This is a genomic window from Brevibacterium sp. RIT 803 (assembly GCF_016892625.1).
Lineage (GTDB): Bacteria > Actinomycetota > Actinomycetes > Actinomycetales > Brevibacteriaceae > Brevibacterium.
In genome coordinates, this window is the sequence record NZ_JAFEMW010000003.1 from 68,808 (window position 1) to 93,074 (window position 24,267).

The 24,267-nt window shown below is 62.5% G+C and carries 25 protein-coding genes; 13 read left to right on the plus strand and 12 right to left on the minus strand.

Annotated features, from left to right (window positions below; all coding sequences use genetic code 11):
* Positions 1 to 15: 15 nt before the first annotated feature.
* Both nagB and JTF07_RS10755 read right to left on the minus strand, forming a co-directional pair.
* Positions 16 to 798 (minus strand): glucosamine-6-phosphate deaminase, encoded by a 783-nt coding sequence (gene nagB, locus JTF07_RS10750; RefSeq protein WP_204234275.1) that lies wholly within the window; start codon positions 796 to 798, stop codon positions 16 to 18.
* 13 nt (positions 799 to 811) lie between these two features.
* On the minus strand, positions 812 to 1,495 hold the full coding sequence (locus tag JTF07_RS10755; protein ID WP_204234276.1) for a FadR/GntR family transcriptional regulator: 684 nt from the start codon (positions 1,493 to 1,495) through the stop codon (positions 812 to 814).
* A gap of 170 nt (positions 1,496 to 1,665) precedes the next feature.
* Between JTF07_RS10755 and JTF07_RS10760 the strand changes: the two genes are divergently transcribed.
* The 3 genes from JTF07_RS10760 to JTF07_RS10770 all read left to right on the plus strand — a co-directional run bounded on the left by JTF07_RS10760 (position 1,666) and on the right by JTF07_RS10770 (position 3,933).
* The gene (locus tag JTF07_RS10760) at positions 1,666 to 2,748 is read left to right on the plus strand and encodes an SPFH domain-containing protein (protein ID WP_204234277.1); all 1,083 of its coding nucleotides are present in this window, start codon (positions 1,666 to 1,668) and stop codon (positions 2,746 to 2,748) included.
* A gap of 226 nt (positions 2,749 to 2,974) precedes the next feature.
* A complete protein-coding gene (locus JTF07_RS10765; protein ID WP_204234278.1) occupies positions 2,975 to 3,499 on the plus strand; it encodes a MarR family winged helix-turn-helix transcriptional regulator in 525 nt (174 codons plus the stop codon).
* Positions 3,500 to 3,510: 11 nt separating this feature from the next.
* A complete protein-coding gene (locus tag JTF07_RS10770) occupies positions 3,511 to 3,933 on the plus strand; it encodes an organic hydroperoxide resistance protein (protein ID WP_143923618.1) in 423 nt (140 codons plus the stop codon).
* A 126-nt stretch (positions 3,934 to 4,059) separates the two neighbouring features.
* Here the strand turns inward: JTF07_RS10770 and JTF07_RS10775 are convergent, their stop codons facing one another.
* Positions 4,060 to 5,268: an NAD(P)-dependent malic enzyme gene (locus JTF07_RS10775; protein ID WP_204234279.1), complete on the minus strand. Its 1,209-nt coding sequence runs from the start codon at positions 5,266 to 5,268 to the stop codon at positions 4,060 to 4,062.
* A 432-nt stretch (positions 5,269 to 5,700) separates the two neighbouring features.
* Here JTF07_RS10775 and JTF07_RS10780 point away from each other — a divergent pair, with 432 nt between their 5' ends.
* Positions 5,701 to 6,243, plus strand: coding sequence for a TetR/AcrR family transcriptional regulator (locus tag JTF07_RS10780; RefSeq protein ID WP_204234280.1), 543 nt, complete (start codon positions 5,701 to 5,703; stop codon positions 6,241 to 6,243).
* Positions 6,231 to 6,902 (plus strand): NAD(P)H-dependent oxidoreductase, encoded by a 672-nt coding sequence (locus tag JTF07_RS10785; protein ID WP_204234281.1) that lies wholly within the window; start codon positions 6,231 to 6,233, stop codon positions 6,900 to 6,902. The genes JTF07_RS10780 and JTF07_RS10785 overlap by 13 nt, the downstream gene beginning before the upstream one ends.
* A 10-nt stretch (positions 6,903 to 6,912) precedes the next feature.
* Here the strand turns inward: JTF07_RS10785 and JTF07_RS10790 are convergent, their stop codons facing one another.
* On the minus strand, positions 6,913 to 7,725 hold the full coding sequence (locus JTF07_RS10790; protein ID WP_204234282.1) for a CoA-transferase subunit beta: 813 nt from the start codon (positions 7,723 to 7,725) through the stop codon (positions 6,913 to 6,915).
* Entirely contained in the window at positions 7,722 to 8,654 is a 933-nt protein-coding gene (locus JTF07_RS10795) for a CoA transferase subunit A (RefSeq protein ID WP_252199742.1), read from the minus strand. The genes JTF07_RS10790 and JTF07_RS10795 overlap by 4 nt, the downstream gene beginning before the upstream one ends.
* 224 nt (positions 8,655 to 8,878) lie before the next feature.
* Between JTF07_RS10795 and JTF07_RS10800 the strand changes: the two genes are divergently transcribed.
* Complete coding sequence (locus JTF07_RS10800) at positions 8,879 to 9,532, plus strand: histidine phosphatase family protein (RefSeq protein ID WP_204234283.1); 654 nt, start codon at positions 8,879 to 8,881, stop codon at positions 9,530 to 9,532.
* Between the two features lie 7 nt (positions 9,533 to 9,539).
* On the opposite strand, the gene JTF07_RS10805 is transcribed toward JTF07_RS10800, so the two are convergent.
* A complete protein-coding gene (locus tag JTF07_RS10805; RefSeq protein ID WP_213018797.1) occupies positions 9,540 to 10,892 on the minus strand; it encodes a 2-hydroxycarboxylate transporter family protein in 1,353 nt (450 codons plus the stop codon).
* Positions 10,893 to 11,047: 155 nt separating this feature from the next.
* On the opposite strand from JTF07_RS10805, the gene JTF07_RS10810 reads away from it, so the two are divergent.
* The 3 genes from JTF07_RS10810 to JTF07_RS10820 are packed head-to-tail and all read left to right on the plus strand — an operon-like array spanning position 11,048 to position 13,911.
* On the plus strand, positions 11,048 to 12,268 hold the full coding sequence (locus JTF07_RS10810) for a CaiB/BaiF CoA transferase family protein (protein WP_204234284.1): 1,221 nt from the start codon (positions 11,048 to 11,050) through the stop codon (positions 12,266 to 12,268).
* Complete coding sequence (locus JTF07_RS10815; protein WP_204234285.1) at positions 12,268 to 13,203, plus strand: hydroxymethylglutaryl-CoA lyase; 936 nt, start codon at positions 12,268 to 12,270, stop codon at positions 13,201 to 13,203. The genes JTF07_RS10810 and JTF07_RS10815 overlap by 1 nt, the downstream gene beginning before the upstream one ends.
* Positions 13,204 to 13,209: 6 nt before the next feature.
* A complete protein-coding gene (locus JTF07_RS10820) occupies positions 13,210 to 13,911 on the plus strand; it encodes a GntR family transcriptional regulator (protein WP_204234286.1) in 702 nt (233 codons plus the stop codon).
* Positions 13,912 to 13,957: 46 nt separating this feature from the next.
* Here JTF07_RS10820 and JTF07_RS10825 read toward each other — a convergent pair whose 3' ends face one another.
* The 3 genes from JTF07_RS10825 to JTF07_RS10835 are packed head-to-tail and all read right to left on the minus strand — an operon-like array spanning position 13,958 to position 17,040.
* On the minus strand, positions 13,958 to 15,448 hold the full coding sequence (locus tag JTF07_RS10825) for an amidohydrolase (RefSeq protein ID WP_204234287.1): 1,491 nt from the start codon (positions 15,446 to 15,448) through the stop codon (positions 13,958 to 13,960).
* Positions 15,449 to 15,505: 57 nt separating this feature from the next.
* Entirely contained in the window at positions 15,506 to 16,294 is a 789-nt protein-coding gene (locus JTF07_RS10830; RefSeq protein WP_204234288.1) for a hypothetical protein, read from the minus strand.
* A gap of 17 nt (positions 16,295 to 16,311) precedes the next feature.
* Positions 16,312 to 17,040: a DUF5058 family protein gene (locus tag JTF07_RS10835; protein WP_204234289.1), complete on the minus strand. Its 729-nt coding sequence runs from the start codon at positions 17,038 to 17,040 to the stop codon at positions 16,312 to 16,314.
* 138 nt (positions 17,041 to 17,178) lie between these two features.
* Between JTF07_RS10835 and JTF07_RS10840 the strand changes: the two genes are divergently transcribed.
* The 3 genes from JTF07_RS10840 to JTF07_RS10850 all read left to right on the plus strand — a co-directional run bounded on the left by JTF07_RS10840 (position 17,179) and on the right by JTF07_RS10850 (position 19,808).
* Positions 17,179 to 18,174 (plus strand): Lrp/AsnC family transcriptional regulator, encoded by a 996-nt coding sequence (locus JTF07_RS10840; RefSeq protein WP_204234290.1) that lies wholly within the window; start codon positions 17,179 to 17,181, stop codon positions 18,172 to 18,174.
* Positions 18,175 to 18,218: 44 nt separating this feature from the next.
* Positions 18,219 to 18,836, plus strand: coding sequence for a DUF4166 domain-containing protein (locus JTF07_RS10845; RefSeq protein ID WP_204234291.1), 618 nt, complete (start codon positions 18,219 to 18,221; stop codon positions 18,834 to 18,836).
* 78 nt (positions 18,837 to 18,914) lie between these two features.
* On the plus strand, positions 18,915 to 19,808 hold the full coding sequence (locus JTF07_RS10850; RefSeq protein ID WP_204234292.1) for an oxidoreductase: 894 nt from the start codon (positions 18,915 to 18,917) through the stop codon (positions 19,806 to 19,808).
* Positions 19,809 to 19,838: 30 nt separating this feature from the next.
* On the opposite strand, the gene JTF07_RS10855 is transcribed toward JTF07_RS10850, so the two are convergent.
* A complete protein-coding gene (locus tag JTF07_RS10855; RefSeq protein WP_204234293.1) occupies positions 19,839 to 20,750 on the minus strand; it encodes an NADP-dependent oxidoreductase in 912 nt (303 codons plus the stop codon).
* Positions 20,751 to 20,845: 95 nt separating this feature from the next.
* On the opposite strand from JTF07_RS10855, the gene JTF07_RS10860 reads away from it, so the two are divergent.
* On the plus strand, positions 20,846 to 21,352 hold the full coding sequence (locus JTF07_RS10860; RefSeq protein ID WP_252199743.1) for a MarR family winged helix-turn-helix transcriptional regulator: 507 nt from the start codon (positions 20,846 to 20,848) through the stop codon (positions 21,350 to 21,352).
* Here the strand turns inward: JTF07_RS10860 and JTF07_RS10865 are convergent.
* On the minus strand, positions 21,349 to 22,215 hold the full coding sequence (locus tag JTF07_RS10865; protein WP_204234294.1) for a uroporphyrinogen-III synthase: 867 nt from the start codon (positions 22,213 to 22,215) through the stop codon (positions 21,349 to 21,351). The two genes, JTF07_RS10860 and JTF07_RS10865, sit on opposite strands and share 4 nt — an antisense overlap.
* 100 nt (positions 22,216 to 22,315) lie before the next feature.
* The gene (locus JTF07_RS10870) at positions 22,316 to 24,010 is read right to left on the minus strand and encodes an SLC13 family permease (RefSeq protein ID WP_252199744.1); all 1,695 of its coding nucleotides are present in this window, start codon (positions 24,008 to 24,010) and stop codon (positions 22,316 to 22,318) included.
* Between the last annotated feature and the right edge of the window lie 257 nt (positions 24,011 to 24,267).

Sequence of the window (24,267 nt, forward strand, 5' to 3'; positions counted from 1 at the left end):
CGGCAGGACCTGAGCTCAGAGCCTCTGCCCGTCGAGCTTGCTTGCGTAGGTGTGTCGGTAATAGTCGCCCAGCTGCAGTCGAGACGCGGCCTCGTCGTCGACGAGGATCGTGACATGGGGATGCATCTGCAGCACGGTGGCCGGCCACATCGATGAGACCGGACCTTCGACCATCTGGTGCACTGCCTCTGCCTTGTGACCCCCGGTAGCGATGAGCACGAGGTGACGGGCTTCGAGAATCGTTCCCAAGCCCTGAGTCAGACAGTGCTGCGGGACTGCGTCGATATCATCATCGAAGAAGCGAGCATTGTCGATCCGCGTCTGCCGGGCCAAGGTCTTCACCCGCGTCCGTGAGGACAGGGACGATCCGGGTTCATTGAAGGCGAGGTGGCCATCGGTGCCGATGCCGAGGATCTGCAGGTCGACTCCCCCAGCCTCGGCGATGGCACGGTCATAGTCAGCCGCGGCCGCACCGAGGTCTTCAGCCGTCCCATCCGGGCCCTGCACCGCCCCCTCGGCGAAGTCCACACGGGAGACGAACTCGGCGTCGATCACGTTGCGGTAGCACTGCGGATGCGAGGCCGGCAGCCCCACATACTCGTCGAGCATGAAGCCGCGAACCCCGGCGAACGAGAGTCCGTCCTGCTCGTGACGCTGCGTCAGCTCATCGTAGACGCTGAGCGGACTCGATCCGGTTGCCAGGCCCAGTACGGGTGAAGGCTCCTCGCGAACAAGACGCTCGATTGCGTCGGCGACGAGAGTGGACAGCTCGTGTTCAGGGGCGATGATGACTTCCATCAGTTCTCTTCTCTCAAACGACGTCGCGGTCGAGGGCTCGGGCAATCGGGTCATAGTGGACTGTGATCGCAGCGTGAAAGGCCCCGACATCTCCATTTTGGGCTGCCTCGAGCATCTGACCGTGCGCTTGTGCGGTCTGTTCCAGATCGGCGGCCACTGCGACGTTGAGCCGGGGAAGCACTGCCGTGTGCACGTCCCAGAAGGCAGCGACGAGCTGGCCGACGAGCGAATTGTCCAAGGCCGACAGCAGCCCCGTGTGGAATGCCCGATCCTGCTGGGGAAACGAGCGCCCCTCCTTGGCCATGGCGACCATGTCATCGACCAGCGCTGAGAGCTCAGGGTTCGTAGTGCCTTGGAGACTTCTCACTATCGCCTCGGACATTCCGAAGTCGAGGGCCCGGCGGACTTCGACGACGTCCCGCAGGGCGCGCAGGTCATCGCCGGGACTGAGCACTCCGCGGAAGACCAGTGCCTCGACGAGCGCGTCGAGGGACATCTCGCCGACATAGGTTCCGTGCCCGTGCCGGACGTCGACGATGTCGAGTGTCGACAGCTTGCGGATGGCTTCCCTGATATTCGATCGGGAGACGCCGAGGCGGTCGCACAGTTCCCCTTCGGTGGGCAGGAGATCGCCGGGCCTGAGCCCATCGGAGAGAATAAGATCCTTGATCCGATCAGATGTCGTTGCCTTCGCCATCCTCGCCCTCCACAGATCGATTAGCACCGGACCTCCATTATACGTCTGACATCAGATGTACTGCCACCGATTGATTTTGAGAACCCTGACACAGGACCCGCCGTTGTCACTAGAGTGGTCAGCAACAGATGTTGTCCGAAGCACCGCACCTACCCAAGCTCGGAGGAGCCATGGAAATTCTCACCGGCGGCGTCATCGTCGTTATCGTCATCGTCCTCATTCTTGCCGTCCTGCTGTTCGGCAAGCTGAGGACCAGCTTGTTCTTCACGGTCAAGACGCAGGAGAACATCATCGTCGAGCGATTCGGCAAGTTCAAGAAGGTTGCGAAGCCGGGCCTGAACTTCAAGATGCCGCTCGTCGAAACCACCAGCAAGCCGATATCGCTGCGAGTTCAGCAGCTTGAGGTCAACATCGAGTCGAAGACGAGCGACAACGTCTTCGTCACCGTTCCGGTGGCCGTTCAATACGTCGTGGAGGAAGACAACGTCACCGACGCCTACTACAAGCTGGCGAACTCCGAGGAGCAGATCCGATCCTATGTCTTCGACACCGTGCGTTCCGCCCTGTCGGGACTGACCCTGGACACGGCCTTCGAGTCGAAGGACGATATCGCTGAAAACGTCGAACGTCGCCTCTCGGAATCGATGCGCCGGTACGGGTTCAAGATCGTGAGCACCCTGGTCACGGATATCACCCCGGACTCGAAGGTCCGCGACTCCATGAACTCGATCAATGCCGCACAGCGCGATAAGGTCGCCGCGCAGTCCCTGGCCGAGGCCGACAAGATCAAGCGAGTCACCCAAGCTCAGGCCGAATCCGAAGCGATGCGACTGCACGGCGTGGGCGTGGCCGCTCAGCGCAAGGCCATTGCCGAAGGTATCGCCGAACAGTACGCGAAGCTGCAGGAAGTGGGTATCGACAAGACCGCCGAGCAGCTGCTCATGATGACTCAGTACTTCGACACCATGCAGAACGTGGCCCAGGAGGGCCGCTCGAATGTGCTGTTCATGCCCTCAAACCCGGGCGGCCTGGGCGAGATGACGCAGGAGATCAGGAACACTCTGTTCGCGGCCAACGCATCCGAGGATGCGAAGAACACCACCGGGCTGCACGGAGCCACCGGGCCCCAGTCTCAGCAGCAGTCTGTGTCGAAGGCGGCACAGAGCGCCCGAGCTGACACGAAGTCGGCCCTCGACCGCGCCGCCCAGCAGGCGCGCACCGAAGACTGGAATTCACCCGCCGACGATGCCTGAGGCGAACAGCCTGCGGCAGGTCTTCTGAAACGACCACCTGATATGCGCAGACGGGCGCCAGTGCGAAATTTCGCACTGGCGCCCGTTTGCGTGCTGACAGGAACTTGCACGCATGCAGGCACCGATCGAAGCAGCCGACTCCGAGCGACCCCATCAGCATCCGCCTGGGAATCAGCGGTTCAAAATTTCAGTTGTGCACAATTTAATTGTGTGCAACCATTAAGGCATGGACCCGCTCGCACTCGACAGGCAGCTCTGCTTCGCCCTCTACTCGGCCTCTCGAGCGATGACCTCGACCTACCGTGATCTCCTCGACGATCTCGGCATCACCTATCCGCAGTACGTAGTGATGTTGGCCCTGTGGGAGCACTGCCCTTCGGGGAACTCGTCGCAGGACAACAGAGCCGCACCGAACCATGACCCCGGGACGAGGAGCACAGGCCTCTCGGTCAAGGAGCTGGGTTCACGACTGCAGCTCGATTCGGGAACCCTTTCGCCGCTGCTGACTCGCCTCGAGGGTCTCGGGTTTGTCACCCGCCGACGCTCGACAGCGGACTCCCGCAGCGTGTTCGTCGATCTCACGTCGCGGGGAGCAGCCGCCAGATCCGATGCCGATTGCATTCCGCGCGATCTGGCCGAACGCACGAAGATCGACACCGACGAGATGTCGGATCTGCTCGACGCACTGCAATCCCTGACGCGCAATCTCCGCGAGACCCCCACGACACACCACACAATGCATCACCGATGAAAGGACTGATCATGAAGGCTCTCTACACCGCAGAGGCGCTGGCCACAGGAGAAGGACGCGACGGGCACGGACGCACAAGCGACGGGAAGGTCAATCTCGACCTCGCCACCCCAACCGAGATGGGAGGGTCCGGCAAAGGCACGAACCCGGAACAGCTCTTCGCCGTCGGCTATGCCGCGTGTTTCCACTCGGCCCTTCGCCTCGTCGCCGGACAAGCCAAGGCAAATATCGACGACTCCGCCGTCGGGGCACAGGTGAGCATCGGCAAGAATGATGAGGGCGGCTTCCAGCTCGCCGTCGCACTCGAGGTCACTCTCCCTCACCTGGAGCAGACCGAGGCCCAGGCGTTGGCCGACAAGGCTCACAAAGTCTGCCCGTATTCCAATGCCACACGCGGAAACATCGAGGTCACAATCACCGTCACCGACGACTGACCTCGTCAGCCTCGACCGATCCACCCTCCCAAGAGGGTCCCAGCGATCACAGACACCAGAAAGAGCTTCGGGCTCGGAGGGCATCTGCCCGCCGAGCCCGAAGCTCTCATCTCATCGAATGCCGAGTCAGCGCCTCGCGACGCCTTCGGCATCCGCAGCGGCCTCAACCGCAGCAGCGACGGCTGGAGCGACCCGCTCGTCCATCGCGCCGGGCACGATGTAGTCCGGTCGCAGGTCATCGCCGACCAGGTCGGCGATGGCACGCGCAGCGGCGAGCTTCATCGCGTCTGTGATGTCGGTGGCTCCCACGTCCAGGGCTCCGCGGAAGATTCCGGGGAACGCGAGGACGTTGTTGATCTGGTTCGGGAAGTCGCTGCGTCCGGTGGCCACCACTGTGGCGTACTTCGCGGCGATGTCCGGCAGAACTTCCGGGTTCGGGTTGGACAGGGCGAAGATGATCGCGTCATCAGCCATCTGCGACAGGTGCGCCTCGTCGATGGTGCCGCCGGAGACTCCGATGAACGCATCGGCACCGTTCAGCGCTGTGTCGATTCCGCCGGAGATGGCCCGTGGGTTCGTCTCGGCGGCGAGTGCCTGCTTCGTTTCGGTGAGATCGCTGCGGCCAGCTTCCACAACGCCCTTGGAGTCGAGGACGACGACGTCGTCGACACCGGCATCACGCAGAATCTTGACGACGGCCACACCGGCTGCACCAGCTCCTGAGACGACGACACGCAGTGACTCGAATGGCTTGTCGACCACGCGCAGCGCATTCGTCAGCGCGGCGAGCACGACGACGGCGGTTCCGTGCTGGTCATCGTGCATAACGGGAATGTCGAGGGCGGCTTTGACGCGGTCCTCGATCTCGAAGCAGCGAGGCGCGGAGATGTCTTCGAGGTTGACGGCGCCGAAGGTCGGAGCCATGCGCACAATGGTCTCGACGATCTCGTCGGTGTCTTTGGTATCAAGCACGATCGGGATCGCGTTGAGTCCGCTGAAGCTCTTGAACAGCGCGCACTTGCCCTCCATGACGGGCAGAGAGGCCTTGGGGCCGATGTCACCGAGGCCAAGCACAGCCGAGCCATCGGAGATGACGGCGACGAGGCGGCCGGTCCAGGTGTGGGTGCGAGCCAGTTCCGGCTCGTCCTTGATCGCAGTGCAGACCTTGGCCACGCCCGGCGTGTAGGCGATCGAGAGATCGCGCTGGGTCTCGAGCGGTCGAGTGAGCTCGGCGGAGAGTTTTCCGCCTTCGTGTGCGGCGAAGATCTCCCCATCGGTGATGGCAGGAGCAGAGGTCTGTGCCGACTCTGCGGCAGTTTCGGTCGTAGTCGTCATGATTGATCCCTTAAGGTCGTGTGACGGCCGGCTGAGAACCAGTGCTGTCATCGAATTTCGGCGATCACTGCTCGTGCACCGAATGGTGCTCGAGACAGCGCTCGGTCAGGACTGAAGGCCACGCGAAGGTTGGTGCGGTGACGTCTGCGATGATGCGTGCCCTGACCCCTTTGTGAAGGAATCGGCGACCATGCGCAGTGCAGAAGCGGCACGCACAAGAGCGAGCTTCGACCTTGTGGGTCGCTTCCGGCAACTTGGCCAGCATAGACCAACACCGTCGCCGGGTCACCCGAAATCGTCACCTCCACCGAGGTTTACCCTCATTCCAGCGGCATGTTCATCAGACCTTTGACCACAGTTTGACCACCGCGCCTCCGATTTCGCCGTCTCCGGGCCTCGCCAAAGTAAAACGTTCGTTGTACAGTTGCGCTCATGCCCACTACACGCACCGACATCGTCGCCAGCTGTGAGCCCGTCTTCGACCGGCACGGCTTCGCCGCAACCGGCATGGACACCCTCACCGAGGCGGCCAACGTCTCCACAAGGACCCTGTACAAGCATCTGGGCAGCAAGGCCGGACTCACGGTCGCCGTCCTCGAGGCCCGGATGGAGCGCTTTTTCAGCACGTGTACGGCGTCGACCTTCGACGAGCTGCTCACTGACCTTGAACGATGGATCGAAGCAGAAGGTGCCCGCGGCTGCCTGTTTCTGCGTGCTCAGGGAGAAGCCGATGCACTGAGCGCCGGGGCTGGGGTCTCCACGGTGGTCGCGGAATATCGGCAACGACTACGTTCGCTCATCGGCCGCCTCGTCATCAGCGAACTCGGCCGCGAGGATGAGACTGTGTCCGATGAACTGCTCATCATTTTCGAGGGAGCAACATCGACAGCCTCATACCTGGGCCCGCAGGCCATCATTGCGGCCCGCAGCGCGGCGAGCACCGTGCTGATGAGAGGAGATCCATGCACCTGCTGACCGTCTTCGCCCACCCGATCCGCACGAGCTACCCGGGAGCGGTGATGGATGCCTTCCACGAACCGTTCCTGGCCGCAGATCACTCGATCGATGTCCTCGACCTCCACGACGAGGACTTCGACCCACGATTCACCGAGGCGGACCACACCCACTTCTGGGGCGGTCCGATCCCGTCCGGCATCGCCGGTATGCATCAGCGGGTCGAGGCAGCAGACCGGTTGGCGTTCGTCTTCCCGGTCTACTGGTGGTCGATGCCGGCGCTGATGAAGGGGTGGATCGAACGGGTCTTCACCGGCGACTGGGCCTATCAGTACGGTGCGGGTGTTGCCGACAGAGGCAAGGAGCCGCTGACCGGGCTCCTCCCCCGCGTACCGGCAGCGCTCCTCGGAGTCGGCGGTTCCAAGCAGCGCACGTATGACAAATACGGGTATGGGGAAGCGATGCACGCCCAACTCGACATCGGCATCTTCGCCTACTGCGGAATCACAGATGTCGAAAGCCACCTCATCTACGACGTCGAGGGTGAGCACAACGCCGATAACCGAACCGCCGGAACCGCCCAGGCGCGAGACATCGCCACCGCATTCGCGTCTGAGACCCGCACTCCGAGAAACGCCAAAGTGGATTATCTCGAGTACCGTTCAGCGCGCTCGGCTTGATCAGCTCAGCTCAGCGCAGATAGATGCGGGTGGGGTCGAGATCGTCCCTGAGCACGGCCAACTCTTCGGGCGTAGGTGCCTGAGTCGTTTCGAGGTCAGTCGCGACCTGCAGGTCCCATCCGGTCTGTCGGACGACCTCGGCGGGGTCGACTCCTGGATGAACCGCGCTCAACGTCAGTTCTTCGTCCTGGGCGAATCGGGTCATGATTCCCAGGTCCGTGATCACATGGGTGACTCCTGCACCGGCGGGCATGGTGCCGACCTCATACTGTGCCGCCCGGTGGGGGCTGGGCGAGGTGACGAAGTCGAGGGTCTCGACGAAGGTTCGCGGGGTGTGGCGACGCATGACGAGGAAGATCTCGGCGGCCCCGGCCATGGCCTCGATCGCTCCCCCGGAACCGGGAAGCCTGCTGTCAGGGTGTTCCCAGTCATCACCGATCAGAGTCGAGTTGAGGCTGCCGTAACGATCGACCTGCGCTGCACCGAGGAAGCCGACGTCGATCCGCTGCCCCTGCAGGACATAGTTGAACAGGTGGGTCATCGGAATCACCGAGGCGGCTCCCGGCACCAGCACAGAGTCGGAGATGGTGCGCGGAAGGTCCGGTGGCCTGGCCCCAGTGACACCCGATTCGTAGACGATCTCGATCTCCGGTGCCACGGTGCGCTGAGCCAGTGAGGTGGCCAGCGTCGGCAGTCCGTGTCCGGCGAAGACGACTCGGCGTCCGGCGAGGGCTCGAGCCGAATGGATGGTGAGCAGTTCACTGCTCGTGATGCCCCCACCGATGCTCTTCGTGTCGGTGTGTTCAGGTGTGCCAGCGGTCATTGCCGACCTCCATAGTTGACGGGTGTCGAATAGGCGTCACGGATGCCCAATTTGTCGAAGTGGTCGGCTCCGAGCAGGGCCAGGAACTCCTCATGGTCTGCAGTGTCGTGGATGTTTGTCTGCAGCCACTGCGTGACCGACTCGGCATCACGGGCCAGAGCCGACCAGTCGCGAGAGAAGGCGTCATCGCGGTCGTAGTATCCCTGCACGGCGTGCGGGTGCGCGCCGCGTGGCACCTCAACGACAGCGTCGACGACGTGGGAGGGAACGATCGTGCGGTTCGGGTCGGAGCGGATGATGGACTCGTCGACGATCTCTTCAACGGTGACGATGAGCCGGCGGCCGGCGAAGGCTGCCTCTGTCTGGATCCCGAGCATTCCCCAGGCCTGCACATTGCCGGCGGAGTCGGCACGTTGGGCGTGGATGACTGTGAGGTCCGGGTTGAGGGCGGGGACGACATAGATCGGCGAGCCGCCGAATGGGTCATCCACGGCCTTGATCCGAGGATTCTTCTGGGCGAGATCGCTTCCCCGGTAGGAGGCGATCGGTTGGAATGGGAGTTTCGACGCTCCGGCCTGGTACCTGGCCACCATTCCGCCGTGGCTGTATTCGTCGAACCACAGCGGCTCCGGATCCGAATGCTCGACTCTCCGACGAAGTTCGTAGAGGGAGCCTGCCGAGCTGTTGGCTACGAAGGCAGCGATCAGTCCCGTAAGACAGTTCGCGCCGAGGAGCTGGTCGACGATGACATCACAGGACATGCGCGCCAGGGTGAGATTCGAGAACTTCTGACGGATGATCTCGTGTGCAGCAGCGACTGGCACGAGGTGCCCGAAGCCCTCCAGCGCGACCGTATCTCCATCGTTGAGATGGGTGCTGATCGCCTCTGACAGACTCATCGTCTTGTCCATCGCGTCCTCCTTGAGCATCGATTGACTGTGACCTCGATCATCCTGCCAAAACAATTTATGCCAGTCCAATGCAGAAACTGCCCGCCATTCATACATTCTGAGCATTATTTGCCACTGGTCGCTGTGTCGCGAGATTGTGTCGACCGAACGATCGCTCAGGTTCGATCGGCACCGTAGACTCGAACTCGATCGGCAATTGTGCGCACCGGCTCCGATGGCGGACGGTCGAGATGAGGAGAGACATGAGTGTTCTGTATCTGGTCCGACATGGCCAAGCATCATTCGGCACCGATGACTATGACCGGCTGTCCGTTCTCGGCAAAGATCAGAGCCGCATCACCGGCGAGCATCTCGCAGCGCAGGAAGTCGCACCGGTTCGCATCATCCACGGTGAGATGCTGCGCCAGAGGCAGACTGCCGAAGGCATCCAGGCCGGACTCGGAATCGGCCTGGATCCTCATATCGACTCGGGCTGGAACGAGTATCGGGCCTGGGAACTCACCGGAGCACTGAGTGACCCCGATCCTCGTGCGCCGAAGGATTCCACGATCTTCCAGGCCGAGCTCGAACGCGGGGCTGCCCGCTGGGCCAGCGGAGACCACGACGGCGACTATACGGAGTCGTTCACAGAGTTCACCACCCGCGTCAACACCGCCCTCGATGACGCGTGCGCGGCGATGAGTTCTGGCGAATCCACGATCGTCGTCTCCAGCGCCGGGGCAATCGCGTGGACGGCGGCCAGATTACTCGGCGGCGGCTTCGACCAGTGGATGGCATTCAACCGGGTGACCGTCAACACCGGAATCACGCGCATCATCACCGGTCGCAGCGGCACCAGCCTCATATCGTTCAATGAACACGGCCACCAGATCCCAGAGCAGGTCACCTACCGATAATCAACCTCTACAGCAGGTACGGGGCCAACGCGGACAAGGCAACGAGGACCAGGCCACCGCCGATGCGTGAGGAGATCGACAGGAACGGCAGCAGGTTCAGCCTCTGCGAGGCCTGCAGCACAGCAAGGTCACCACTGGATCCGAAGTCGGCCAGTCCCAGCCCCGCTGAGATTGCCGATTCGATCCAGTACAGCTTGACCAGCCAGCCGACGAAACCGGCAACGAGGGTAGCCACGACCACGGTCAGCAGAGTCATCGCCATGTATCCGGGATCCGAGACCAGCGAGAGCACTTCATCGATATTGATGGCAATCACGCTGATGGCGACGAGGATCGCAGGAATCATCGCGTTGGCGACGAAGACGTACCAGAGGTCGACCGACTCTTCCACGTACTGCGGCATCGGGACGAAGATCTTCGCCAGTGCGCAGATGAGGATGAGGAACACGTAGGCGTGCAGTACTGGAAACAGATCACTGAGCAGGTTCGACACGGTGAAGAGTGCGCCGGCGATGAAGAAGCCCATTGCGGCCAGCTTGACCGCTGCCGCCGGTGAGCCGAGCTTCTCAGCCGTCGCTTCGGGCAGACGAACTCCCTGGGCGAGGACCCCATTGCCGTTGAATGCCTTGAGACGGTGCCCGTGCTTCTTGCCCACATTGTTCAGGACCGCAGCGATGATGATGCACATGATGTTGGCGACCGCGACCGCCGGCACCAGGGCTGTCAGGTATTCGGCCGCGGATCCCCCGCTGTTGTGAGCGATGATCTCTGAGATCGGAATGGCTCCAGCTGCAACGCCGCCACCCAGAACCGGTCCGGCGACGAAGAAGATCGCATAGCCCGCACCGACTCCGGTGACCTGTCCGATCAGCCCGATCACGGTGAAGCACGCAGCGATTGTGACGATGATCGGGATGAGAATTCGGGCGCCGGCCTTGATGAGCAGGCTGCGAGGCATCCCGAGGATGCTGCCGGTGATGAGCGCCGCCACGACGAATTCCCCGAACCCTGAGGTGTCATAGAAACTGGTCACCAGGCCTTCGATGGAACCAGGGAGAACACCGACGTATTTGAAGATCGCCGGAACGAGGATGCAGAGAATGACCCCGCCGCCGATCACCTTGAAATAGGGGATGGAATTTCCCACCCACATCAGGATCCCGCCCAAGGAGATGACTACCGCGAAGGCCGCCGTCATCCCGGTCCCCTCAGATGTGAGGCTCACCGCGATGAGGGCGATGATCGCCATCGGAATGAATGCCAGGATTGGCAGCCCCATAATCGTGCGATCGAATGACCTCGCGCTCTCCTGCACCTTCTCCGCCTGCGCAGAGTCCTCTTTGACTTCTCGACTTGTCATGATTGTTCCGGTCCTACCTGGTAGACAAACTTCGTTGATTGCATACAGATTCGTGTATGGTGTTTCTGGAATCGGCTCCATTGCTGGGAACGATTGAAAGCATACCTCAGAATAACGATTGATTGTATGCAACTTGTTGTTTCAAAGGAGAACCAGTGAACGAAGTGACATCGCGACCCTCAGGTACAGGACCGCTGAGGGGAATCCGCGTTCTTGAGATGGGACAGCTCATCGCCGGTCCCTTCTGCGGACAGCTGTTGGGCGATCTGGGCGCCGAGGTCATCAAGATCGAGGACCCCAAGAACGGTGATCCGATGCGCCAATGGGGACAGGCCACCATCAAGGGGTCATCACTGTGGTGGTCCGTCCTGGCCCGCAACAAGAAATCCGTGACCCTCAACCTGCGCACCCCAGAAGGCCAGGAAGCTGCACGAGCATTGGCGAAGTCCGCCGACATCGTCGTCGAGAACTTCCGTCCGGGCTCACTCGAGAAATGGGGGCTGAGCCACGAAGAGCTCCAGAAGAACAACCCCGGACTCATCATGCTGCGCGTCTCCGGGTTCGGCCAGTCAGGGCCTTATTCCAAACAGGCCGGCTACGGGTCCATCGGTGAAGCCATGGGCGGTCTGCGCTATGTCGTCGGAGACCCGTCCACTCCCCCATCACGGGTCGGTGTCTCGATCGGTGATTCCCTGGCGGCCCTGTTCGGAACAATCGGCGTTCTCGCCGCACTCCAGGAAAGGCACAACAGCGGCCTCGGCCAGGTTGTGGACTCTGCGATCTACGAATCGGTCCTGGCAATGATGGAGTCCATGGTGCCCGAGTGGGCAGACGACGGCATCCAACGCGAACGCAGCGGTTCGACCTTACCCAAGATCGCGCCCAGCAACGTCTACCCCACCGCAGACGGTCAGTGGCTCATCATCGCCGCCAATCAGGACACGGTCTTCGCTCGCCTGGCCGCGGCCATGGGCAACCCCAGACTCGCCGAAGATCCGGAGTACTCCACCCATACAGCCAGGGGCGAGCGCCAAGCCGAACTCGACGAGCTGGTCGCCGAGTTCTCAATGCAATTCAAGGCCGACGACCTAGTCGAACTCCTCAACGAGCACTCCGTGCCGGTCGGGAAGATCTTCCGGGTCGAAGATATGCTCAGCGATCCGCAGTACAAGGCCCGCAGGTCCGTCGTCGAGGTCGAGAGCAAGGACTATGGATCGGTCACGATGCAGAACGCCTTCCCCCGGCTCAGCCGCACAGACACCGCCGTGCGGTGGGTCGGGCCCGAGCTCGGCCAGGACACCGACGAAGTGCTCACAGAGGTCGGCTACGACCATGGTGCACTCACAGATTTAAGAGACAAGGGTGTGATCCGCTGATGTGGAATCTGCCAGAGCGTGCTCGCGTCGTCGAGGTGGGACTCAGAGACGGTCTCCAAGCAATCGAGGCGCCGCTGTCCACCGATCGCAAGATCGCCATCGTGTCCGAGATGATCGCCGCCGGATTCAAAGAGATCGAGGTCGCCTCCTTCGCTCACCCGAAGGTTCTGCCGCAATTGGCCGACGCCGAGGCTGTGCTGGCCGGAATCCCCCGCCCCCCTGATGTGCGCTTCCGCGCCCTCGTTCCCAACGCCAGAGGCGCGGTTCGAGCCGCACAGTGCGAACTCGACGAGCTGACGTTCGTCGTCCCGGCAGAGGACGGCATGGCGATGAAGAACCAAGGGACGACGACGGACGGCCTCTTGGCGCAACTGGACGAGATCAGAGAGGTCTCACGAGGTGCAGGACAACGACTCATCGTCGCCGTCGCCTGCGCCTTCTTCTCCCCCTGTTATGGACCGGTGTCGAAGGCGGCACGCGACAAGGTCGTTCGGAAAGCGCTCGAGGTCGGGGCCGACGGCGTCTACCTCGCCACGACGACCGGCGAGGAGACCCCATTGGAGGTCTTCTCCGGCATCAGCGAGACCAAGCGCGATTTCCCAGACCTGGAAGTCGGTGCGCATCTGCACAACCGCAACGGCTTCGCCCCGGCGAATGCTTTGGCTGCCCTGTCTGCCGGCGCCGACTGGCTCGAAACTTCGGTGGCCGGGCTCGGCGGAGACATGTGGTTCCCCGGGGACCCGAGTGTGCTGGGCAACATGGCAACCGAGGATCTCATCCACCTGCTTGATGGAATGGGCATCTCCACCGACATAGACTTGAGCCGTGTCAGACATATATCTGAAAGTCTCATCGAAGAGACGAGCTTCCCCGTCTCCTCGTTCGTCAGCCGAGGTGGCACCCGTGAGGAACTCGCCAACGCATCGTGGGGATAGTTCCCGATGCCTCTAGACGATGACGCGATGCCGCCTCAGTTCGGCGACTCGCACTGGACCGAAGTCAGCTCACGCATCCTCGGCTTGGTGGTGTCCGGGGATCTGCCACCCGGGTCATGGATCCGTGAGAATGACCTCGCCGGCCGCCTCGGTGTGAGCCGGACCCCCATTCGCGAGGCGTTCCGTGAATTGGTGGGCGTCGGTGTCGTCGAGGTCGTACCGCGCCGCGGAACGCGTGTGCGCAGCTATGACGCCGAGGAGATCGAACAGATCTACCGCTCACGTGCGGTCATCGAACCCTATGTCATGTCCGAAAGCGTCGGACGGCTGACCGAGGATGACTTTTCCTCACTGTCCGAGCTGAGCGAGCAGATGAAGAGCCTGGGGTCCGATCCGACGACGCGGCACCACATCGCCTCGGTGAACAACGAATTCCACGCCATCTTCATCCGCAGCAGTGCGGCCCAATCCCTCATTTCGACGACGTACAACCTCATGATTCCCATCGTGGTGGCGAAGCTGTTCGCGTCATACTCGGACAACGATGTGTCATCGAGCATGAACCATCACGATGAACTCATCGCTGCGGCCCGGGCCGAGGACAAGGAATGGGTCGCGGCAGTGAGCAAGACACATATCATCAGTGGGCTCAACCGGTTCAAGGCCATGCAGATCGAACAGACGCCGGGGCACGACGACCTCCAATAGGCGTCGTGCGCCGGGGCCGCCGCAGTCTCAACCACCGCGCGGGTCCCTACTGCCCGGCCGAGCGTCCGTCTTTTCGCAGCGGCGGTGCCACGACGCCGTCTGGGATCGGCGGCAGGTACGGAGTCTTGGCCATGATCTGGCCATGCTCACGTTGGGCATCGGCCAAGAGCTGAGGATTGCTTGCAATTGCCGTCGCGGTGGCCGCCATGGACTTCGCCGCGTGGATCATGCCCTTGTGCGCGGACGGCAGTTTGCCCTGTGCCACCGTCTGCCAGGCGTGGAATGGTGTGCCGAGAGCTGCCGTGGACGAGCTGATCTGGACTGTGGGCACCACCCAGCTCACATCGCCGACGTCAGTGGAACCGGTTCCCTGATGACGCGGCATATCTGGATGAAATGGGGCTATGTCGTCATGAATGGCTCGCTGGTCATCAGCTGCCCATCCGACGTTGCGCTTCGCCTCGGCGATGGCACGATCATCCAGACTGACGGCGAACCCGGCGGCTGCAGCCTGATCTTCGGCGTCGAAGGGCACCGGCCCCAGTTGGTTCAGCACTCCGTTGAGTGCCTGCTCGAGTGCCTCGTTGGGCAGCACCTCGGCGCAGGCACCGTCGAACTCGATCTCCAATTCAGTCTCTGTCATCAGCTCAGCACCTCGGGCGATCTTGACCACACGTTCGTAGAGGTCCTGCATCTGCCGGGTGTCCTCGGCCCGGACAACGTAGTAGACGCTGGCGTGGGCTTGGACGACGTTGGCAGACCTGCCGCCAGCATCGGTGATCGCGTAGTGGACACGGGCGCTGTCGGGCATGTGCTCACGCAGGAAATTCGTTCCGACGTTGAGCAGTTCGACCGCGTCGAGGGCGGAGCGCCCCAGGTGCGGCATGGCACCCGCGTGCGCGGCGAGCCCGGTGTAGTGGAAGTAGACCTGTGAGTACGACAGGGTCAGGTGCTGCCTGGCGTTGGTGGTCGGGAACGGGTGCCAGGTGACGGCAGCGTCCACGTCGTCGAAGGCACCGGACTGGACCATGAAGGTCTTACCGGCGGCGGCTTCTTCAGCCGGGCAGCCGTAGTAGCGGACTTGGGCTTCGATACCGGCGGCCGCGAAGTACTCGGCAGTGATGACCGCAGCCATGAGCGCACCGGAACCGAGCAGATGATGCTGGCAGCCGTGCCCGTCGCCCGAGGTGTTCGCCGGGTCGGGGGTGCGTGCAGGATTGCCGGCCTCCTGACTGATGTCGGCAAGGGCATCGTACTCGCCGAGGAAGGCGATGATCGGTCCAGAGGTGCCGCGATGGGCACTGAACGCAGTCGGGATGCCTCCGACGGCCTCGGTGACGGTGAATCCGTGTGCCCGGGCAGCAGCCTGGTGCTTGTCCTGGGCGCGGAACTCCTCCCAGCGCATCTCAGGGTCGTCCCAGATCGAATCCGCCATCGCGATGAATTCCGACGCTGCGGCATCGGCTCTCTCGACGATGGCGTCCAGGTGTTCGGCTTCCAATGGTTGACGGGTAGGTGTGGTGGGGTCTGCGGTCATGGTGGTGCCTTTCACTGGTGGCGTGGTGTCGCTGGCTTCAGTTTGGTCCGGTCGGCGTCAGTCCTGCTTGGCCGCCTCAGCTCGCGGACTCGCGAGTTGCTGTGCGCCCGCCTCGGCAGAGACTGTCGAATCGGTCGCCTCGGCCTTGGGCGCGGGCTTGAACATCAGCATCGCGATGACGGCAGTGAGGACCACACCGAGGAACGGAGCCGCGTTGGCCAAGGCCGGCGTCAGCGGGGCCAACCCATAGATGACGACGATGCCGACGATGAGTGCCGTGACGATGAGCTTCGGCTGCTTGCGGTTGCCGATGACGTTCTGCATCACGAAGGCTCCAAGGACTGCGGGAACCACGTACGTGGTCACAGCACCCAGCACATCAGCGGGGATGACGGTGAGCAGCCATTGGCCGAAGACGCCGACGATGAGCATGAGGCCGATGACATGGATGAGTGCGGCCGAGCAGATGGCCAGGGCCGCTGCGATCTGCGCCTGAGGCGTGCCGGATTTGGCCTTGATGCTCTCCTGCGCGGTGACGGCTGCGGGAAGGAGCTTCGTGGAGATGTTGCCGATGAGGAAGGCCTGGTACATCGCGCCGGGGCCCAGGATCGGGAAGTACGAGATGGGTTCGATGACCCAGATGACGCCCATCACCGCGGCGATCGCCACGACACAGGCGACCAGGGTCATCGGCTCGATGGAGTAACCTCCGAACGCGACGAGCATGAGCGGGCCCGAGAGCATGGCGGCCATGCCGGCGAGCATGGTGATCGGCCCCCATGTGGACGTCGTCTTGTCGAAGTCGGCCATGGGGTTGGCTGTGGTGGGGTTGGTGCTTGCAGACATGGTGTTCTCCCTGGATCTCATGAGATGAAGTAGCCGACGGCGATGGCGACGATCATGGCCGCGCCGAGTGCGAACTCGCGCAGTATGGGTCTGTTCAGCCACTGTGCGACCAGCGTGAGCAAGAGCATCACGCCCGCCGAGGTGACGAAGACGATCGCGGCATCTGAGCTGGCCGCGAACTCCTTCAGACCCAGAGTGAAGAAGGCTCCCAGGAGCGCTGCGGTCGGCAGGAGCGCCCAGCGTGCCGAGCGTTTGCGTGCGGTTTTCGTGGTTGTTCCCTCTCCCAGGCCGCGTTTCATGATCGGGGTCATGATGAGGGTGACGACCATCCAGCCGCTGCCGCCGATGGCCAGGGCCAGCAGCATCGTCACCAACATGTTGCCGTCGACGTTGGGCTCACCGAGTCCGGTGCCCATGACGCCCAGGGCCAGGTTGGCCGCGATCGTCTCATAAGCGGCGCTGCCGATGAGTCCCAGGCGGGTGATCGTGCTGGGAGTGCCGAAGAGCGGAAGCAGGGCGAGCGCCACCAAACAGACCGCGATCGAGGGGCCGATCGCCGAGATGCCACCGGCGCGGAAGGCCGTGTTCACCTCGGTCCCGCTCATACCCACCTTGACCGCGGCACTCTTCGCTGCGCGCAGGTAGATCACGCTTTGGACGGCGATGATGACGAGGACGGCGATCGCACCGATCCACAGCAGCGGATGGCTGACCGTCTGTGCCAGAGTCGACGTGGTCTTCTCCATGTGTTGTGCCTTTCGCATCGAGTCGTTTCCCGTCGTTGGGTCGAACGATCTGCCAAGTGATGCTAGTCACGCAGTGTGCTCCGGACGCCAGATCGCGATGATTCTGTGACAATTGACGATATTGTGATCGATTCCCTGATGTCAGACAGCGATGCCCGGCTGATTCACGCACTTCAGCTCGCCCCCAGAGCGACCTGGAGCGAGCTTTCACGGGTCCTGGCAGAGAGTCCTGCCGTTTTGTCCCGACGCTACGATCGTCTGCGTGCGGCTGGGGTGGCGAAGGTCATCGGGCACCCTTCCGGATTCAACATCAGCCGCAATCTCGCCTTCGTCGAGATCGAATGCGAACCCGGATCACTTGCCGCGGTTACGGCGACCCTGGTGGAGCTTCCGATGGCGATGACCTTGGACGTCACATCATCGGGCACCTGCCTGATCGCCACGTTGATCGCGCCAGACGATGAGTCTCTCGCGGCTGTTCTGCTCGACACTCTGCCGAGCCTGCCTGGCATCCGGAAGGTGCAGACCCACATTGCCACATCGACGCTGAAGACGGGAGACAACTGGAATCTCAGGGCCTTGGACGCCGAGGAGGTCGCCTTGCTGCCTGCCCCACGTCCTCCGCGAGCTCGAGCCGCGCGAACACTTGAACCGCAGTTTCGCAGTGATCTGATGGCCAGTTTAGGCAGGGATGCGCGCAAGCCCGCTGCGGCCTTGGCACGCGAACTGGGTGTCAGCGAGCAGAAGGTCCATGATGCGATCGCTCGGCTCGTTCACACGAAGCAGTTCCTGCTGCGCACCGATGTGACCAGCGCGTGGAGCGAATGGCCGGTCCACGTCTGGTACTTCGCCGACATCCCACCGCGCCAACTCAGCACGGTCGCAACGGCGCTGTCCGCGCATCCGGAGATCCGGTATGTCGGCACGTCGGCGGGGCCGGCCAACCTGTCCTTCGATGTGTGGCTGCGCACCTTAAGCGTCATGCACGTGTTCGAGGAGAGGATCTCATCGCTGGCCCAGGCCGGAATCAAACTGCGCCGCCAGGTCATCCTGCGCACCCCCAAACGCGTGGGACACGTCCTCAATGATGCCGGTCGGTTCACAGATCGCTACATCCCGCTCTCGGGGCTGTGAATCTCACACGCCGCCCGACCTGAGCGACACATATACTCGCAGGCATGGAGCCTGAGACGAGATCGCCGTACGAGCGGACTCTCGGTTCCCAATTGTCTGAACTGCATCCGGTGCTCCAACGCTACTTTGCAGCGATTCCCGCAGGCTCCGTCGGCATCGGCGAAGGCATCTTCGAACGCTTCGGCACTGAACGTTGGTGGCTGCGGCCGCTGCTCGGGTGGTTGGCACGACGTCATGTGATTGTGCCCGGGATGCACCACAAGGTCCCGTTTCGGATCGAGAACCGAACTGTTGCTGGCTATCAGACCGCGGCCCGCACCCTGGAACTGGAGTCGGGCACATGGACGATGGTCGACGCGGTGTCACTGTCTGAGTCGGGCCGAGTCGTCGATGTGCTTGGCCGACCGGCCCTCGTGGAGGCTGCCTTTGATGTCGCGGCGGATGACGGTGGGCTGAGCCTGAGCAGCCGTAGCGTCACGGTGCGGTTGGGGGCCATTCGTCTGCCTGTCCCGAAGGTCATTCGTCCGGTGATCGCCCTGAGTGAGCGCTTCGACGCCGAGGCGGCTCGCCAGTGCGTACGACTCACCGTTGATGTCCCTGCCCTGGGTCGGGTGTATGAGTACACCGGGTCGTTCACCTATCGAATTGAGAAGGAGACGTGAAAGCGGAGGCGTCCGGGCTGTTTATCTGAGTCTGGTCGCGACCTTGTTCCTGCGAAGCCCACTGCGTAGCCTCGGGACATGGTGAAGTATCAATGGACAGCAGCGGACATGCCCTCATTGGATGGCCGCACCGTGGTCGTCACCGGGGCCACCAGCGGTGTCGGCGCCGCCACCGCGACCGCGTTCTCACGCGCGGGAGCGCATGTTGTTCTGGCCGTCCGCGATGTGCAGCGCGGCAGGGATGCCGCGCGCACCATGGGCGGAAGCACTGAAGTCCGAGAACTCGATCTTGCCGATCTGTCCTCGATCGGATCGTTCGTGCAGTCCTGGGACGGTCCGCTCGACATTCTGATCAACAATGCCGGAGTCGCCGGGCGCCGAGGTGCTCGCACCAAGGACGGTTTCGACCTCCAGTTCGGCACCAACCATCTGGGCCATTTCGCACTGACGAACCTCCTCTTGCCACACATTTCCGATCGCGTGGTGACTGTGGCGTCGGGCGCGCACAAAGCAGGCGAGATCCATTTCGACGATTTGACCTTGAGCAGACGCAGATACGGATTCGCCGAGGCATATGGCCAATCCAAGCTGGCCAATCTGCTGTTCGTCCTCGAACTCCAGCGTCGCCTGCGCAGGGCCGGTACGAAGGTTCGCTCCGTAGCCGCCCATCCCGGCTATTCGGCAACGAACCTCGGGACCACAGGTCAACCCAAGGCCCTCGTTGCCGCGGCGAATCTGGCAGGACGGCTGTTTGCCCAAAGCAGTGAACACGGCGCCCTGCCCACACTGTTCGCCGCGACTCAGGACCTCCCTGAGGCCAGCTATGTCGGTCCGGACGGTCGCGGGGAGCTGCGCGGATCCCCCACCTTGGTGGGACGATCGGCGAAGGCCAGCGATCTCACGACTGCTCGTCGCCTGTGGGAGGTCTCTGAGCAGCTCACCGGCGTCAGCTTCGGCCTCGATACGGATTAGCTCACCCGGCCGATGATGAGAGCTGCACCCTCAGTCTGTGGCGGCAACGATGACGACGACCTTGCCCTTGCCGCTCTCGGCGTTGTCATGTGCCTCGGCGATATCTTCCAGCGGGAGTTCAAGGTCCACGCGCGGCGTATAGAGTCCGCGCTCACCCAGTTGGGCCCCGCGTTCGATCAGGGCGGATTCGTTCCGAGCGTCGACCTTTTTCGCGCCGAGCTGGGCCGCCCCTTCGTCATCGATAACAGTAACGACGCGAGCCGGGTCACCCACGATCTGGACGAGGTCAGGCAGGGACGCGGACGGCGCCAAGTGCACGGCAGCGCCGATTCCCTCGGGAGCGAGTTGGACCAGACGCTCGGCAAGACCATCGCCATAAACTGTCGCAGTGATACCCAGAGTGGTGAGGTAGTCCAGATTGCGTTGTCCTCCGGTGCCGATCACTGTGGCTCCGGCAGCGAGGGCCATGGCGACCGCTGCTGTGCCGACTGCCCCCGACGCCCCCTCGATCAGGATGGTCTGGCCATCGAGATCACCGAGCTCCTCGATTGCTGCGGCCGCGGTTGCCGAAGCGAGCCCTGCTGCAGCTGCCTGGGCAGTGGACCACCCCGAAGGAGCGTGACTCCATGCGGTGAGCACGGCGTATTCACCGCTGGTATCGCTCACCCCGCCAAGACCGAATACGCGGTCGCCCACGCTGGTCCCTTCGACCCCATCGCCTACTTCGTCGACGATGCCGACGGCGTCTCGCCCAGGGACAGCAGGAAGATCCAAGGGCAGAAACTCCCGCACACTGCCTGCACGGATGATGTAGTCGATGGGATTGACGCTGACGGCCTGCACAGCGATGCGAACTGACCCTGGAATCGCGTGTGGGTCGGGGGCGTCTTCAACAGTGAGGACTCGCGGTTCGCCGTAGGAGTGGAAACGTGCTGCTTTCATAGGACTTCCTTGCTGAGCGGGAGAGACGATTCTTTCTGCGGAAAGTAACTCTAGCAGAAATGCTTTCCACGGAAAGCAACGCTATGATTCCATATATGATGCCGGACTCACACCTCACCTCTCAGCAGGATCGCACCTGGAACCTACTGGTCGGCGTCATGATGTGGCTCCCTGCTGAACTCGACGCCTTCCTCCAGCGAACCACCGGGCTCAGCCACTGTGAGTACCAAGTGCTGCGCTGGCTCTCTGCAAGCGAGGAGCGCGAAATTCATATGAGCCGTCTTGCCGCAACGGCAAACGTCACGCCCTCCCACCTCTCACGGATCGTGGCACGACTCGAGAAGCAGGGCTGTCTCACTCGTTCGACCGACCTGGCCGACGCCCGCAAGACCCTCGCACGTCTGACCGATGCTGGGACTCTCATCGTCGAGGAGACCGAGCCTGCATACGTTGCCGAGGTGCGCCGACATGTCTTCGACCGACTCGATCAGCAGGCGATCGAACAACTCGAGACTCTGACCGAGACGATCCTCACGCCCCTCCGCAGCGACTGCGTAGCAGTGCTGCCGGCCCGGAACTCGCACGAGAAACGTGCAGTTTAACTGCGACGGTCTTCCCCTGCCTGCTTCCGCGCCGAAAGTTCGGCGACCATCGAACGCACGAGCGAACCCAGGCGGAACCTCTCGGGGGTCAGCGGCCTGATTCCGTGCTCCACCAGCGGTGCCCCCGTGACGTTGCCGACCACCGCGGCGAGCACACCGTTCTCGTCGGCGAGAGCGGCGAGGACCGCCGGCAGCAGATCCTGGTCCCGAGCGGAATCCAGGAATGCGGTGACCCCGGGCGCCGAGGTGAAGGCCACGGCATCGCAACGGCGTTGTGCGACGAGGCCGACGGCTGCCACCACGGCCTCCGGATCGGGCGCAGGGCCCCACCGGTAGACCACCAGAGAGCTGACCTCGGCACCGGCTGCGGCGAAGGCGTCGTCCAGACCATCGGCGCCGGCACCATGGTGCTGCACCGCAATCCGAAGGCCGCGCACGCCCTCGTCGAGCAGGACCTCCTGGATCTCGGAGTTGGTCTCTGATTCAGCAACCCAGGCTGGTGTCAGCCCGGCGGCTTGGATTGCGCCGCGTGCCTTGGGACCTCGGGCGATGATCCGGGCGCCTGAGAGCATGGCGTGCCACTGTTCACTGAGGCCCTCGGCCTCGGCGACTTCGGCCCAGCCGTTGAAGCCGACGCCGGTCGTGACCACAACGACGTCGGGTCGAGCATCGATGAGGGCACGCGTGCGTGCGACGAGCTCAGGGTCATCGATGTTCGGGATGACCGACAGTGTGGGCGCGTGCACGATGGTCGCACCGTGCCGTTCGAGCGCACCAGCAAACTGTTCGGCCTTCCGCTGGGCAGTCAGAATCACACGGCATCCGGCCAGCTGACTGCTGCGGTCACTTCGAGACTCGTCCATGCACACATCCTTGCTTCCGCTGGACGTCAGGGCAACTCGCGGATCGAGGTCAGGGACGCTGAAATCGGCTCGGCTGATCTCTCGGATCCACGACGGCCTCTCACATAAATGCGGCAGGCGTCGAGAGCAGGTCAATCCCCCACAGCCAGGGGAGCACGAGAAACACTGCTGCAATGATGAACACCAGGGCAAATATGTTGATCCAGAATCCGGTCCTCACCATCTCCAGGATCGTGATTTTCCCGGTTCCGAACATGATTGCATTCGGTGGTGTCCCCACTGGGAGCATAAAAGCGCAGTTGGCTGCCATTGCGCATGGCACCATCAGCGCGTACGGGTGGATGCCAAGGGCAAGTGCGAAAGCCGCCATGACTGGGAGGATCATCGTTGCAGTTGCAGCGTTTGACGTGATTTCCGTGAGGAACAGCACGAGCGCGGTGGAGATGACGATCACGAGGAGGATGTTGATCCCGTTCAGGTTACGCAGCTGTTCGCCGATCCACTCGGAGAGGCCACTGTCGACGAAGCCTGCGGCAATGGCCAGGCCGCCGCCGAACAGTAGAAGAATTCCCCACGGAATCTTGGTGGAATCCTCCCACCGGAGAATTCGCTTCTCTTGGGTGCCGCGGCTCGGCAGCGTGAACAGAACGATCGCACCCATGATGCCGATGACGCCGTCGCTGATACCCGGAAGCAGATCTTCCCAGATGAATGAGCGGGTGACCCACATGAAGGCAACACCGATGAAGACACAGAGAACTGTCTTCTCCTGGCTCGACGTTGCTCCAAGGGCAGCCTTTTCGTCCCTGATGAGTTCTTCTCCGCCCGGCAGCTGTTTGAAGCGGACCTTGAACTTCACGCCTGTGAGGTAGAGCCAGGTGAGAGTCAGCAGAATGATGACGATGGGGACTCCGAACAGCATCCATTGCGCGAACGAAATGGTCTCGTCGAACAATTCTCCGACCGTTGCAGAGAGTACGGCGAGAGGTGGCGTGCCGATCAGAGTTCCCAGCCCTCCGATGGTGGCCGCGTACCCGATGCCGAAGATGATCGATTTCTCGAACTTGGGGAGTTCGTCGTGGTACTCGCCTCCACGCAGAGATCGCGCGGCCTGGTAAGCGACAGCCAAACCGACGGGGATCATCATCATTGTGGCCGCGGTGTTGGACACCCACATGGAGAGGAAGCCTGTTGCGACCATGAAGCCGAGAACAATGCGGCGCGGGCTCGTGCCGATCGCTGCGACGATCGAGAGTGCGATGCGTTGGTGCAGATTCCACTTCTCCATCGCGATCGCCAGGGTGAAGCCCCCGATGAACAGGAAGATGATGTCATTGCCATAGGCGGCAACGACCGAATCTCCGTCGAGCGCTCGGGTAAGAGGAAGCAAGACCACTGGAAGCAGAGATGTAGCAGGGATGGGGATCGCCTCGGTGATCCACCATGTCGCTACCCAGAGCGTGCTGGCGAGGACTGCCTGCGCCTCAGAACTCAGCCCGTCAGGTTTGAAGAAGACGAGAGTGAGTGTGAAGAGCAGTGGTCCGAGAAACAGCCCCGTCAGGCGTGCAGGCGTGTAACCGGGTCCACTGGGGTCCGGAGCCTTCTCCGCCCCGGCCTCGTCGGTGTGCTCGGAGCGGTCTGTGGTCGACGTGCCTTCAGCTGCGCCGCTCATCGCCATGGCTTGGATACCGGCTGGCTTTCGGACATTGGAGAACGTGAGGATCTTCTTGATCTCGTAGTGCGACGCCCACAGGCTTGCCCATATGGCGTTGAGATGAGAGTGTGCTGTTGCCATTGCTGTACCTTCTTTGGTCTCTTGCTCGGCGTATGTATTGCAGTGTCAGATCGTGAGTCACGCGCGAAGCGCTGTCCGACTTCGTCATCAGATGGAACTGTGATGCCGGGTGTGTAGAGGCCGGTCGGTGTGAGAGGAAGAGCCGGCGGCGTTGACGGCGATCGGTTGGCGACCCGGTAGAGGCAGATCGTTCGTAGCAGCTGGCGGCCCCGTTCTGCCGAGAAGGCCACGGGGGCCGCCAGTCGGATGTGGTGAGA